Consider the following 12117-nt stretch of genomic DNA (forward strand, 5'->3'; position numbering starts at 1 on the left):
CATGGCCCCCATTCCTGGCTCCGGCCTCGCCAAGGGCCTGGCCGTCACCCTGCGCACGATGACGAAGAAGACCGTCACCGAGCAGTACCCGGACGTCCAGCCCGACCTCCCGCCCCGCACCCGCGGCGTCATCGGCCTGTTCGAGGAGAACTGCACGGTCTGCATGCTGTGCGCCCGCGAGTGCCCGGACTGGTGCATCTACATCGACTCCCACAAGGAGACGATCCCGGCGGCGGCCCCCGGCGGCCGCGAACGCAGCCGCAACGTCCTCGACCGCTTCGCCATCGACTTCTCCCTGTGCATGTACTGCGGTATCTGCATCGAGGTCTGTCCTTTCGACGCCCTGTTCTGGTCCCCGGAGTTCGAGTACGCCGAGACCGACATCCGCGACCTCACCCACGAGCGCGACAAGCTCCGCGAGTGGATGTGGACGGTCCCGGCCCCGCCCGCCCTCGACCCCGGCGCGGAGGAACCGAAGGAGATCGCCGCCGCCCGCAAGACCGCCGAGAAGCTGGCGGCGACCCGGGCCGAGCCGCAGGAGGGGGACTCGTGAGCCTTGCCGCCGAAACGCACGGCTTCCTCTCCCCGACCGGCGTCGAGATCGCCTTCCTCCTCGTCGGCCTGGTCACCTTCGGCGCCGCGCTGGTCACCGTCATCACCCGGCAGCTGGTGCACGCCGCCCTGTGGCTGGTGGTGACCCTCGGCGGTCTCGCCGTGGAGTACCTGCTGCTCACCGCCGAGTTCATCGCCTGGGTGCAGGTCCTGATCTACGTCGGTTCCGTCGTCGTCCTCCTCCTGTTCGGTCTGATGCTCACCAGGGCCCCCATCGGCCGCTCCCCGGACGCCGACTCCGGCAACCGCTGGGCCGCCCTCGCCGTGGCCCTCGCCGCCGCGGCCGCCCTGGTCTGGGTGGTCGTGGACGCCTTCCGCACCACCTGGATCGACCTGGACGGCCCGGCCGCCGGCTCGACGAAGGTCACCGGCGCGAGCCTCTTCCAGAACTGGGTCCTCCCCTTCGAGGCCCTCTCCGTCCTCCTCCTCGCCGCCCTGGTCGGCGCGATCGTCCTGTCCCGCAAGGCGAAGGCGGACGCGGCCGGCACACCGGGCGTCCCCGGTGCCCGACAGGACCCGGCCGACAAGGAAGGTGTCCGCTGATGCACCTCGCCTATCCCGCCGTACTCTCCGCCCTCCTGTTCTGCACCGGCCTGTACGGCGTCCTAGCCCGCCGCAACGCGATCCTGGTCCTGATGTCGGTCGAGCTGATGCTCAACGCCGTCAACCTCAACCTGGTCGCCTTCGACGTCTGGCTCAGCAAGGCCGCCGAGGAGACCCTGCACTCCGGCCAGGCGCTGACCCTGTTCACCATCGCCATCGCCGCCGCCGAGATCGGCATCGGCCTGGCGATCGTGCTCGCCGTCCACCGCAACCGCGGCACCGCCGACATCGACAAGCTCCGCGACACCGCCGAGAGCCACGCCGCCGACGGCCCCGACAGTGACGCCCCCGCGGCCGAGAAGGCTGAGGCCACCGCGTGACCACGACCACCCTCGCCGTCCTCGTCCCCCTCCTGCCGTTCCTGGGCGCCGCGGCCGGCCTGCTGCTCGGCCGCACGGCCCCCGGGTTCGTCCGCCCGCTCGCCGTCCTGCCGACCCTGGCCGCCCTCGTGCTGGCCGTGCTGGTGGCCGTGCGCCAAGGCGGCGACCACGCCGTCGACGCCCACACCGAGCTCACGCCCACCGGTTCGGTCCCGGTCGAGCTCGCCGTGCACATCGACGGCTTCGCCGCCCTCGTCGCCGTGCTCGTCGGTGTCGTCGCCACCTGCGTGCAGGTCTACTCGACCGGCTACCTGCGCGACGACCCGCGCTACCCCTCCTACGCCGCCCTCGTCTCCCTGTTCACCTCCGCGATGCTCCTGGTCGTCTACTCGGGCGACCTGATCGTGCTGCTGGTCGGCTGGGAAGTCATGGGCATCTGCTCCTACTTCCTCGTCGGCCACTACTGGGAGACCCCGGAGGCCCGCGCCGCCTCGATCAAGGCCTTCCTGGTCACCAAGCTCGGCGACGTGCCGTTCCTGATCGGCCTGTTCGCGCTGGCCACCGACGCCGGGTCGTTCCGCATCACCCGGGTCCTCGGCACCGTCGCGAGCGGCGGCCTGGACCACCCGACACTGATCGCCCTGCTGCTCCTGGCGGGCGTGGCCGGCAAGTCGGCGCAGTTCCCGCTGCACACCTGGCTCCCCGACGCGATGGCGGGCCCCACGCCCGTCTCAGCGCTGATCCACGCCGCGACCATGGTCGCCGCCGGTGTCTACTTCATCGCCCGTCTCCTCCCGGTCTTCGAGGCCTCCTCGGCCGCGATGGTGGTCCTCGCCGTCATGGCCGCCGTCACGATGGCCGGCTCCGGTCTCGCCGCGCTCGCCCAGGACGACATCAAGCGCGTCCTCGCCTACTCGACGATCGGCCAGCTCGGCTACATGACCGGCGCCCTCGCCGTCGGCGACCGCGGTGCCGCCGTCTTCCACCTCCTCTCGCACGGTGCGTTCAAGGCGCTGCTGTTCCTCGCGGCCGGCGTGATCATCCACGCCGCCGGCACCAACTCCCTGGCCGCCACGTCCCGCATGACGGGCCTGCGCGACCGCATCCCCGACGCCTACTGGACGATGACCGTGGCGCTCCTCGCGCTCGCCGCGATCCCGCCCTTCAGCGGCTTCTTCTCCAAGGAGTCCGTCCTCGGCGCCGCCGAGCACGTCGCAACCGGCCACACCGAGCACGCGCCCGGCAGCGCGGGCTGGATCGTCCTCGTCGCCGGAATGCTCACCGCCCTGCTCACCGCCGCGTACGCCACCCGCCTGTGGCTGCTGGCCTTCCGCGGGCGCGGTGCCGAGGCGCCGGACCACGGCCGCCAGCCGCTCACCATGACCGTGGTGCTGTGGGTGCTCGCCGTCCCGTCCCTGGCCTTCGGCGCGTTCGCGTACCGCTCGCTGCCCGGCTGGTTCGACGGCCGCGACCTGACCCCGACCCTCACCACGTCCGTCCTCGGCACGGGCCTCGCCCTGGTCGGCGGGATCGTCACCTACGCCGCCTGGCAGCGCACCACCGCACTGGCCGCCCGCGTCCCCCTCGGAGCGGTCGCCGCCCACCCCGAGGGCGACGCCGCACTGGTCGAGGCCGAGGCCATCGCCAGCCACGCACCCGCCTACGGCGGCGTGGCCCACGCGCCCGACCCGGCGGACCCCGGACGGCTGCTGCTCGGCCCGCTGCACCGGCACGCCGCCGTCGGCTTCCACCTGGACGCCGTGTACGCGGCGCTGTTCGTCCGCCCGGTCCAGGCCGGAGCGAGTCTCGTCCGGTTCCTCGACCGCGAGGTCGTCGACACCTACGTACGCGGCGCTGCCGCCCTGCCCGGGCTGCTCGGGACCGCCGTACGGCGTGCCCAGACCGGCAATGTGCAGACCTATGTGAGCGCGCTGCTCGCCGGCACCGTCGTCCTGGCGGTCGCCGTCCTCCTCGTCGCCTCGGGAGCGTGAGCAGGCGTGATCGATATCAGCGAGTCCGTGATGCAGTTCCTTCTGGCATTCGTCGTCGTCGGCCCGCTCCTGGGCGCGCTCGCCGCTCTCCTGCCCGCCCCGCCCGGGCTGAAGGGGAAGTCGCCCGAGCAGGCCGTGCTCCGCCATGGTCTGACCGTGACCGGCGCGGTTCTCATCGCCGCGATCGTCCTCGCGCTCGGCTTCGACCACGACCATCCATCGAAGATGCAGGCCACGACCGACATCAGCTGGATCCCCGCACTCGACGTACGGATCCACCTCGGCATCGACGGCATCTCCCTCCCCCTCCTGGTCCTGACCGCGCTGCTGACCTTCCTCTGCGCGCTCTACTCGTACTTCAAGCTGCCCGCGGGCCCGACCCCGAAGGCGTTCGTCGCCCTGCTGCTCGTCCTCGAGTCCGGCACCCTCGCGAGCTTCGCCGTCCTCGACCTGCTGCTGTTCTTCCTCGCGTTCGAGATGGTGCTCATCCCGATGTACTTCCTCATCGCCCGCTGGGGCGGCGAGGGACGGACCCAGGCCGCCTGGAAGTTCATCCTCTTCACACTGCTCGGATCCGTCGTCATGCTGCTCGGCCTGCTCCTGATCGGAATCAAGGCGGGCACGTTCGACATGATGGCACTCGCCACTGACAACGGCCGGTCGCTGACCGCATCCGTGCAGGTCATCGCCGTTTTGGCGATCGGAGTCGGCCTCGCGGTCAAGACGCCGATGTGGCCGCTGCACAGCTGGCTGCCGGACGCGCACACCGCCGCCCCGACGGTCGGTTCGGTCCTGCTGGCCGGTGTGCTGCTGAAGATGGGTACGTACGGGTTCGTCCGCATCCTGCTGCCGATCGCACCCGACGGGTTCCGCACCTTCGCGCCCTACCTCGCCGCCTTCGCCGTCGTCGGGATCATCTACGGATCCCTGGCCTGCCTGGCCCTCGCCAAGCAGGGCGCGAAGGGCGATCTGAAGCGGCTCATCGCCTACTCCTCCGTCGGCCACATGGGCTTCGTCCTGCTCGGCATCGCGACCATGACCCCGACCGGCGTGAACGGCGCGCTGTTCGCCAACATCGCCCACGGTCTCATCACCGGCCTGCTGTTCTTCCTGGTCGGCGCGCTGAAGGACCGCACCGGCACCACCGACCTCGACACCCTGGCGGAGGGCACCGGCGCGGCGCTGTACGGCAAGGCCCCGCACCTGGGCGGCCTGCTCGCCTTCGGCGCCGTCGCCTCCCTCGGTCTGCCCGGGCTGGCCGGGTTCTGGGGTGAGGTGCTGGCGCTGTTCGGCGCGTTCAAGCCCGCCGCCGACCTCAGCCGCCCCGCGTTCCTCACTTTCATGGCGGTCGGCGCGTTCGGCACGCTGCTGACGGCCGCGTACATGCTCGTCGTGGTCCGCCGCGTCTGCATGGGCGCCGTACCGCAGGACGTTCCCAAGCTCGCCGACGTCCGCAGCTACGAGTTCGCGGCCTGGACCCCGCTCGTCGCCCTCACCGTCGTCGCCGGGCTCTGGCCGAAGGCCCTCCTCGGCCTGACCGACCCGGCCGTGCAGCAGCTCCTCGCAGGAGGCACCCGATGAGCGCCCTGGCCCAGCCCCTGGCGGAGTCGGCGGTCCAGTCCGTTGACTGGCTCACGATCGCCCCGCCCACCGCCGCGGCGGTCGTCGCCCTAGCCGTGCTCGTCGCCGACCTGTTCGTGTCCGACGCCAGGAAAGCCGTCCTCGGCTGGGTCTCCGTCGCCGGACTCGCCGCCTCGGCCCTCCTGCTGCTGCCCCTCCTGGACGGCGACCGCAGCACCTTCTGCCTCACCGGCGCCACGCACGCGTGCAGCTACACCGCCGACCGGTTCACCCTCGTCATCCAGTTCCTCGTCCTCGGCGGCGCCCTCCTCGCGGCCCTGCTGTCGGTCACCACGCTGAAGGACGCCCATCGCCGGGTCCCCGAAGGGGAGTTCTGGTTCCTGCTGCTCTCCTCGGCCGCGGGCGCCGCCCTCCTGCCGGCCTCCCGCGACCTGGCGACCCTGATCGTCGCCCTGGAGGTCGCCTCCCTGCCCGCCTTCGCGCTCGTCGGCATCCGGCACGGCGACCGGCGGTCCTCCGAAGCGGCCCTGAAGTTCTTCCTGTCCTCCGTCACCGCCACCGCGGTGAGCCTGATGGGCATCAGCTTCGTCTACGCCTCCACCGGCACCCTCTACCTCACCCAGGTCGCCGACCGCATCCAGCACGTCGACGGGCAGCTCCACACCCTCGCCCAGACCGGAGTCGTCCTCACCCTCGTCGGCTTCGCCTTCAAGACGGCCGCCGTCCCCTTCCACTTCTGGGTGCCCGACACCTACGTGGGAGCCCCCCTGCCCATCGCCGCCTACCTCTCGGTCGTCGGCAAGGCGGTCGGCTTCTCCGGCCTGATCCTCGTCACCGTCGTCGCCTTCCCGTCGTACGCCGACGTCTGGGGCCCGGCACTGGCCGTGCTCGCCGCCCTCACCATGACCGTCGGCAACGTCGGCGCCCTGCGCCAGCAGGCCACGCGCGCGTACAGCGCCGTACGGCTGCTCGCCTGGTCCTCCGTCGGCCAGGCCGGCTACCTGCTGGTGCCGATCGCCGCCGCCGGGTACGCCAAGGACGCCCAGAAGGCCATCGGTTCCACGGTCGCGTACGCCCTGATGTACGCCGCCGTGAACCTCGGCGCCTTCGCCGTGGCCGCGCTGGTGGGCCGCACGCGGTCCCTCAACCGGATCACCGACTACCGGGGCCTGTACGCCGCCAACCCGCTGACCGCCCTGCTCCTGGCCTTCTTCCTGCTGTGCCTCGCCGGACTGCCGCCGGGCATCGTCGGCCTCTTCGCCAAGGTCACCGTCTTCTCTGCGGCCGTCGACGCGGGCCTCGGCTGGCTAGCGGTGGTCATGGCCGCCAACGTGGTGATCGCGCTGTTCTACTACCTCCAGTGGACGGCCCTGCTGTTCCGCGCCCCCGAGGGCGAACCCGCGCGGCACCTCGTCCCCGCACCGCTCACGGCCGCCCTCGCGCTCACCGGCGTCCTCGGCGTCGCCCTCTCCGGAGCGCCCGAGCTCGTGCTCCGTTTCGCGGGCACCGGCCTCTTCTGAGGACTCGCCGCCCGCGCGCGGGGAACCCTGCCTCCACGCGCGCGTGACGCCGCCGGACCCATCACCCGGACGGCCCACGCGCGCCGCCGCCGCTACCAGGGAACTAGCGGCCCCCGCCTGGCGTTGACCATTGCGGGAGGGTCCACTGGACGTGACACCACGGCACCGGTGGCATGGAGATCAGCAAGCGACCAGCAAACAAAGGGTTCCCCTGCTGCACCACTTGGAGGGCGTACCGTGCACCGCCGGCACAACGGGCTAAGGACCGCAGTACTCCTGGGGGGACTGTCCGCACTCATCATCTTCATCGGCAGCTTCTTCGGCCGCATGGGGCTGATCGTCGCGGTCCTCGTCGCCCTCGGCACGAACGCGTACGCGTACTGGAACAGCGACAAGCTGGCCCTGCGCGCCATGCGCGCCCGCCCGGTGAGCGAGTTCGAGGCCCCGGCCCTGTACCACCTGGTCCGAGACCTCTCCACCCAGGCCCGCCAGCCCATGCCGCGCCTGTACATCTCCCCGACGGAGGCCCCGAACGCCTTCGCCACGGGCCGCAATCCGCGCAACGCCGCCGTGTGCTGCACCGACGGCATCCTGCGCATCCTCGACGAGCGGGAACTGCGCGGCGTCATCGGGCACGAACTCAGCCACGTCTACAACCGCGACATCCTCATCTCGTCGGTCGCCGGCGCGCTCGCCTCGGTGATCATGTTCCTGGTCAACTTCGCCTGGCTGATCCCGGTCGGCCGCTCCGACGACGACGAGGGCCCCGGCCTGCTCGGCCTGCTGCTGATCATGATCCTGGGTCCGCTCGCCGCCACCCTGATCCAGCTGGCCATCAGCCGGTCCAGGGAGTACGAGGCGGACGCCTCCGGCGCCCAGCTCACCGGCGATCCGCTCGCCCTCGCCAGCGCTCTGCGCAAGCTCGAGTCCGGCACCCAGCAGCTCCCGCTGCCCCCGGAGCCCCGGATCGAGACCGCCAGCCACATGATGATCGCGAACCCCTTCCGCCCGGGTCAGGGTCTGTCGAAGATGTTCTCCACGCACCCGCCGATGGCGGACCGCATCGCCCGGCTCGAGAAAATGGCAGGTCGTTACCAGTGAGAACCATCCTGAACGTCATCTGGCTGATCCTCAGCGGCTTCTGGCTGTTCCTCGGCTATCTGCTCGCGGGCGTGCTGCTGTGCGTCACGATCATCGGTATCCCGTTCGGCATCGCGGCCTTCCGTATCGGCGTGTACGCCCTGTGGCCCTTCGGGTACACCACGGTCGAGCGCCGCGACTCGGGCACCGCCTCCTTCGTCGGCAACGTCCTGTGGCTCGTCCTCGCCGGCTGGTGGCTGGCCATCGCCCACATCGTCACCGGCCTCGCCCTGTGCGTCACGATCATCGGTATCCCGTTCGGCATCGCCAACTTCAAGCTGATCCCGGTCTCCCTGCTCCCGCTGGGACGCGAGATCGTCCCGACGGACCAGCCGTTCGCGACGCGCTGACGCGTTCACGGGGACAAAGGGGGGACAAGGTGGGGCGGCCCGCATACACCGTCACGGCGTACGACGTCGATGCCACGGACCACGAGACATGGGCCCTGTGCGCGGACGCCGAGAACCTCCTCAGTGACCCGTCCCCACCCGCCCGCGACACCTACCATGCCTGGCCTGACCGCTCATCAGGCCAGGCCGTTACGGGGCGGAGTTGTCCACAATCCGCCCGTCGTCCACAGGCCCGCCCGATTGTCAGCGGCGGCTTGCATCATGAACCCATGACCGACAGGGCTCGCCCCGGGCCCTAAGCCACCCCTGTACTACCTCTTGCGCGCCCCACCCACCGCCGTACCCCGTAAGCCGCCACCCCCGCCGCCAGCACACCCGCACCCACAACCACCGAGACAACCGGCAGAGCGAACGCCAACGTCACGCACCCCACAAGCCCCACCGCCGGCACCGCACGCGCCCACGGCGCCGGGCTCAGTGTCCACGCCGACGCGTTGGCGACCGCGTAGTAGGCCAGCACACCGAAGGAGGAGAAACCGATGGCACCCCGAACGTCCACCGTCGCCGCCACCACGGCGACGACTCCGCCCACCGCCAGCTCGGCCCGGTGCGGGACCTGGAAACGGGGATGCACGGCGGCCAGCGCCCCGGGCAGATGGCGGTCGCGGGCCATCGCCAGCGTCGTACGCGACACGCCCAGGATCAACGCGAGGAGCGACCCCAGCGCGGCCACTGCGGCCCCCACCCGCACCACCGGCACCAGACCCGGCACCCCGGCCGCCCGCACCGCGTCGGCCAGCGGCGCGCCCGCGTGCCCGAGACGGTCCGCGCCGAGCACCGACAGGACGGCGACCGCCACGCACGCGTACACCGCCAGCGCGATACCGAGGGCCAGCGGGATCGCACGGGGGATGGTGCGCGCCGGATCCCGCACCTCCTCACCGAGGGTCGCGATCCGCGCGTACCCGGCGAACGCGAAGAACAGCAGCCCCGCCGCCTGAAGCACCCCGCCCCCGCCCGACGACAGCCCGATGTCCAGCCGGCCGGCATCGGACCGCCCGGAGGCAAGACACACGACCACCACGGAAGCGAGGACCACCAGCACCACGGACACGATCGCCCGCGTCAGCCAGGCGGACTTCTGCATGCCGCCGTAGTTCACCGCGGTCAGCGCCACCACGGCCGCGACGGCCACCACGTGCGCGTGCCCCGGCCAGACGTACGCGCCCACGGTGAGCGCCATCGCCGCGCACGAGGCCGTCTTCCCGACGACGAAGGCCCAGCCCGCGAGATAGCCCCAGAAGACCCCGAGCCGCTCGCGCCCGTACACGTACGTGCCGCCCGAGGCCGGATACAGGGCGGCGAGCCGCGCCGACGAGGTGGCGTTGCAGTAGGCCACCAGGGCCGCGACGGCCAGGCCCGGCAGCAATCCCGACCCGGCGGCGCGCGCCGCCGGGCCCAGGGCGGAGAAGACGCCGGCTCCGACCATCGAGCCGAGCCCGACGACCACGGCGTCCCGCACCCCCAGGGTGCGTCGCAGTTCTGAACCGGAGCCTGTCATGTGCCGCACCCTACTGATCGCCGCAACCGCCCGGTGTGCCCCCGGCGTCCTGTTCATCAACACGGCATGAACACGCGCACGACCGACAACCGGTCCTCACCGGAATCTCAGGGACCGGACAGTGCGGGCACAGCACGGAGGGCAGGTTCACGGCATGGGCATCATCGGTTGGATCATCCTGGGACTTCTGGCCGGAGCCATCGCCAAGGTCCTGCTGCCGGGCCGTGACCCGGGCGGCTTCATCGGTACGACCCTCATCGGCATCGCGGGCGCGTTCATCGGCGGCTGGATCTCGGCGCGCTGGCTGGACCACCCGGTCTCCAAGCACTTCTACGACGGCGCCACCTGGGCCGCCGCGATCGGCGGCTCGCTCGTCCTGCTGATCGTCTACCGCATCCTGTTCGGCAACTCGCGCGACTGAAGGGTGGGCACCGCCCGGCGCCCACCCTTCCTCGTACGTGAGACCTCGTCGTACCGGTCGTCCTACCGGTAGTTCACGAACTGCAGCGCGAAGTCGAAGTCCTTGCCCTTCAGGAGGGCGATCACGGCCTGCAGGTCGTCGCGGCTCTTGGAGCTGACGCGCAGCTCGTCGCCCTGCACCTGGGCCTTCACGCCCTTCGGGCCCTCGTCGCGGATGATCTTCGCCACCTTCTTCGCGTTCTCCTGGGAGATGCCCTCCTGGATCGACGCGAAGATCTTGTACTCCTTGCCGGAGAGCTGCGGCTCGCCCGCGTCCAGCGCCTTCAGCGAGATACCGCGCTTGATCAGCTTGGACTGGAAGACGTCGAGGACCGCCTTGACCCGCTCCTCGGAGTTCGCCTCCATCAGGATCTTCTCGCCGGACCACGAGATGGAGGCACCCACGCCCTTGAAGTCGTAGCGCTGCGAGATTTCCTTGGCGGCCTGGTTGAGGGCGTTGTCGACCTCCTGCCGCTCGACCTTCGAGACGATGTCGAAACTGGAGTCGGCCATGTCCTGTGGCTCCTTGCTGTCCGGGTGCGTGATCGGGAACGTCATCGGGTGCGTGTCGGCGTGCGTGGAGGCGGCCGCCGAGCCCGGCACGAAGGCCGGACCGCATCCGCACCAGCCTAGCCATCCCGCGTCGCCGAGGGGCCGATCAATCGAGTGGCGAAGCACCCCTCCCCATCGGGTATTGTTTACGTCGTTGCCAGGGAGCACCGCGGAAAAGCGGTTCGACCGGCATCACCCCCGGCGGTGTGCCCGAGCGGCCAAAGGGAGCAGACTGTAAATCTGCCGGCTCAGCCTTCCCAGGTTCGAATCCTGGCGCCGCCACTTTGGGGAAGACCTCCTCTGATCTGCGGAGACGCAGAGCGGAGGGGGTCTTTTGCGTTCCGTCTTCAGGTCTGGCGGAGATTCCGATCATCGGATCGCGTGACGTCTGTCACCGTGCGGCTCATGGCGTTGTCCGTGCCCGCGGGCACACTGGCTGCATGTCCTCCGCGTCCTCACGGTCCCCCCGCCGCAGAACCTGCCCGGTGTGCCGTCGCGAAATCGCGGTCGTCGCGGGGCGCTTCGCGCGGCATGACCCGCCCGGCGCCCGGCGCAGCGGTGAGCTGGTCTCGTGCTCCGGATCACGGCGGCAGGCGGAACTCGGGGCCGTTCAGCCGTCGTTGGACGGGTATGCCGTGCCGGAATTCCCCGGCCAACTGCCCCTTTTCTGACCGCCCGCGGTCAACCTCAGTTCCCCGCCACCGACTTCACCGCCACCGTCACCGGAGTCGACCCGCTGATCAGCTCCAGCGTCAGGCCCGCCGTCGCTGGGGTCTCCACCAGTTCCGCCAGGACGGCCGCCACGTCGTCGCGGGGGACCGAGCCACGGCCGGTGTGCGCCTCCAGGCGGATCAGGCCGGTGCCGGCGTCGTTCGTCAGCGAGCCGGGGCGCAGGATCGTCCAGTCCAGGGCGTCCAGACCCCGGACGTACGCGTCGGCCTCGCCCTTCGCGCGCAGGTACACGTCGAAGACGTCGCCGCCCTCGTGCGCCGGATCCGCGCCCATGGACGAGACGACCACGAATCGGCGGACGCCCGCCCGGACGGCCGCGTCCGCGAACAGCACGGCCGCGCCCTTGTCCACCGTGTCCTTGCGGGCCGCGCCGCTGCCCGGGCCGGCGCCCGCCGCGAAGACCGCCGCGTCCGCGCCCTGCAGGTGGGCCGCGACCTCCTCCACCGAGGCCGACTCCAGGTCGAGGAGGACGGGTTCGGCCCCGGACTCCCGCAGGTCGTCGCCCTGCTCCAATGTGCGGATGATGCCCGCGACCTCGTATCCGCGCGCGGCGAGCAGCCGCTCCAACCGCAGCGCGATCTGACCATGACCACCAGCGATGACAATGCGCATGTTTCCGACCGTACGCCCGAAGGGCCGCATCTGCCGCACGACTTCGGCCCGGCCCCGTCCGCGGCCCCAGGCCCCGGCCGCCGG

General features: G+C 71.1%; 13 protein-coding genes and 1 tRNA gene. 11 read left to right on the plus strand and 3 right to left on the minus strand.

From position 1 onward, the window contains the following. Nucleotide 1: 1 nt before the first annotated feature. From ACIBBH_RS29360 to ACIBBH_RS29395, 8 genes are all read left to right on the plus strand, one after another. Nucleotides 2–553: a NuoI/complex I 23 kDa subunit family protein gene (locus ACIBBH_RS29360; protein ID WP_399409706.1), complete on the plus strand. Its 552-nt coding sequence runs from the start codon at nt 2–4 to the stop codon at nt 551–553. Next, entirely contained in the window at nt 550–1155 is a 606-nt protein-coding gene (locus tag ACIBBH_RS29365; RefSeq protein ID WP_399409708.1) for an NADH-quinone oxidoreductase subunit J, read from the plus strand. The genes ACIBBH_RS29360 and ACIBBH_RS29365 overlap by 4 nt, the downstream gene beginning before the upstream one ends. Beyond that, nucleotides 1155–1535 carry an NADH-quinone oxidoreductase subunit NuoK gene (gene nuoK / locus ACIBBH_RS29370; RefSeq protein WP_399409710.1) on the plus strand — a complete coding sequence of 127 codons (381 nt, stop codon included), beginning with the start codon at nt 1155–1157 and terminating at the stop codon, nt 1533–1535. The genes ACIBBH_RS29365 and nuoK overlap by 1 nt, the downstream gene beginning before the upstream one ends. Beyond that, a complete protein-coding gene (locus ACIBBH_RS29375) occupies nt 1532–3526 on the plus strand; it encodes an NADH-quinone oxidoreductase subunit L (RefSeq protein ID WP_399409712.1) in 1995 nt (664 codons plus the stop codon). The genes nuoK and ACIBBH_RS29375 overlap by 4 nt, the downstream gene beginning before the upstream one ends. A 6-nt stretch (nt 3527–3532) precedes the next feature. After that, on the plus strand, nt 3533–5107 hold the full coding sequence (locus ACIBBH_RS29380) for an NADH-quinone oxidoreductase subunit M (protein ID WP_399409714.1): 1575 nt from the start codon (nt 3533–3535) through the stop codon (nt 5105–5107). Continuing rightward, nucleotides 5104–6627: an NADH-quinone oxidoreductase subunit N gene (locus tag ACIBBH_RS29385; protein WP_399409715.1), complete on the plus strand. Its 1524-nt coding sequence runs from the start codon at nt 5104–5106 to the stop codon at nt 6625–6627. Before ACIBBH_RS29380 ends, ACIBBH_RS29385 begins: the two co-directional genes overlap by 4 nt. A gap of 237 nt (nt 6628–6864) precedes the next feature. After that, nucleotides 6865–7728: a zinc metalloprotease HtpX gene (gene htpX, locus ACIBBH_RS29390; protein WP_399409717.1), complete on the plus strand. Its 864-nt coding sequence runs from the start codon at nt 6865–6867 to the stop codon at nt 7726–7728. Next, nucleotides 7725–8117 carry a YccF domain-containing protein gene (locus ACIBBH_RS29395; RefSeq protein WP_399409719.1) on the plus strand — a complete coding sequence of 131 codons (393 nt, stop codon included), beginning with the start codon at nt 7725–7727 and terminating at the stop codon, nt 8115–8117. The genes htpX and ACIBBH_RS29395 overlap by 4 nt, the downstream gene beginning before the upstream one ends. 295 nt (nt 8118–8412) lie before the next feature. Here the strand turns inward: ACIBBH_RS29395 and ACIBBH_RS29400 are convergent, their stop codons facing one another. After that, nucleotides 8413–9678 carry an APC family permease gene (locus ACIBBH_RS29400; RefSeq protein WP_399409721.1) on the minus strand — a complete coding sequence of 422 codons (1266 nt, stop codon included), beginning with the start codon at nt 9676–9678 and terminating at the stop codon, nt 8413–8415. A gap of 154 nt (nt 9679–9832) precedes the next feature. Between ACIBBH_RS29400 and ACIBBH_RS29405 the strand changes: the two genes are divergently transcribed. Further along, the gene (locus ACIBBH_RS29405; protein WP_399409723.1) at nt 9833–10099 is read left to right on the plus strand and encodes a GlsB/YeaQ/YmgE family stress response membrane protein; all 267 of its coding nucleotides are present in this window, start codon (nt 9833–9835) and stop codon (nt 10097–10099) included. 62 nt (nt 10100–10161) lie between these two features. On the opposite strand, the gene ACIBBH_RS29410 is transcribed toward ACIBBH_RS29405, so the two are convergent. Beyond that, the gene (locus ACIBBH_RS29410; RefSeq protein WP_366838784.1) at nt 10162–10650 is read right to left on the minus strand and encodes a YajQ family cyclic di-GMP-binding protein; all 489 of its coding nucleotides are present in this window, start codon (nt 10648–10650) and stop codon (nt 10162–10164) included. A 239-nt stretch (nt 10651–10889) separates the two neighbouring features. Between ACIBBH_RS29410 and ACIBBH_RS29415 the strand changes: the two genes are divergently transcribed. Together ACIBBH_RS29415 and ACIBBH_RS29420 are read left to right on the plus strand one after the other, a co-directional pair. After that, a tRNA-Tyr gene (locus ACIBBH_RS29415) sits at nt 10890–10971 on the plus strand. Between the two features lie 158 nt (nt 10972–11129). Next, a complete protein-coding gene (locus tag ACIBBH_RS29420) occupies nt 11130–11360 on the plus strand; it encodes a hypothetical protein (RefSeq protein ID WP_399409725.1) in 231 nt (76 codons plus the stop codon). Between the two features lie 16 nt (nt 11361–11376). On the opposite strand, the gene ACIBBH_RS29425 is transcribed toward ACIBBH_RS29420, so the two are convergent. Then, nucleotides 11377–12033 (minus strand): SDR family oxidoreductase, encoded by a 657-nt coding sequence (locus ACIBBH_RS29425; protein ID WP_399409727.1) that lies wholly within the window; start codon nt 12031–12033, stop codon nt 11377–11379. Between the last annotated feature and the right edge of the window lie 84 nt (nt 12034–12117).

Source organism: Streptomyces sp. NPDC051636 (genome assembly GCF_044453765.1).
Lineage (GTDB): Bacteria > Actinomycetota > Actinomycetes > Streptomycetales > Streptomycetaceae > Streptomyces.

Coding starts and splice junctions, on each gene's coding strand:
- ACIBBH_RS29410 (WP_366838784.1), bottom strand. CDS start 10,650: ATGGCCGACTCCAGTTTCGACATCGTCTCGAAGGTCGAGCGGCAGGAG.
- ACIBBH_RS29360 (WP_399409706.1), top strand. CDS start 2: ATGGCCCCCATTCCTGGCTCCGGCCTCGCCAAGGGCCTGGCCGTCACC.
- ACIBBH_RS29425 (WP_399409727.1), bottom strand. CDS start 12,033: ATGCGCATTGTCATCGCTGGTGGTCATGGTCAGATCGCGCTGCGGTTG.
- ACIBBH_RS29420 (WP_399409725.1), top strand. CDS start 11,130: ATGTCCTCCGCGTCCTCACGGTCCCCCCGCCGCAGAACCTGCCCGGTG.
- nuoK (WP_399409710.1), top strand. CDS start 1,155: ATGCACCTCGCCTATCCCGCCGTACTCTCCGCCCTCCTGTTCTGCACC.
- ACIBBH_RS29400 (WP_399409721.1), bottom strand. CDS start 9,678: ATGACAGGCTCCGGTTCAGAACTGCGACGCACCCTGGGGGTGCGGGAC.
- ACIBBH_RS29385 (WP_399409715.1), top strand. CDS start 5,104: ATGAGCGCCCTGGCCCAGCCCCTGGCGGAGTCGGCGGTCCAGTCCGTT.
- ACIBBH_RS29405 (WP_399409723.1), top strand. CDS start 9,833: ATGGGCATCATCGGTTGGATCATCCTGGGACTTCTGGCCGGAGCCATC.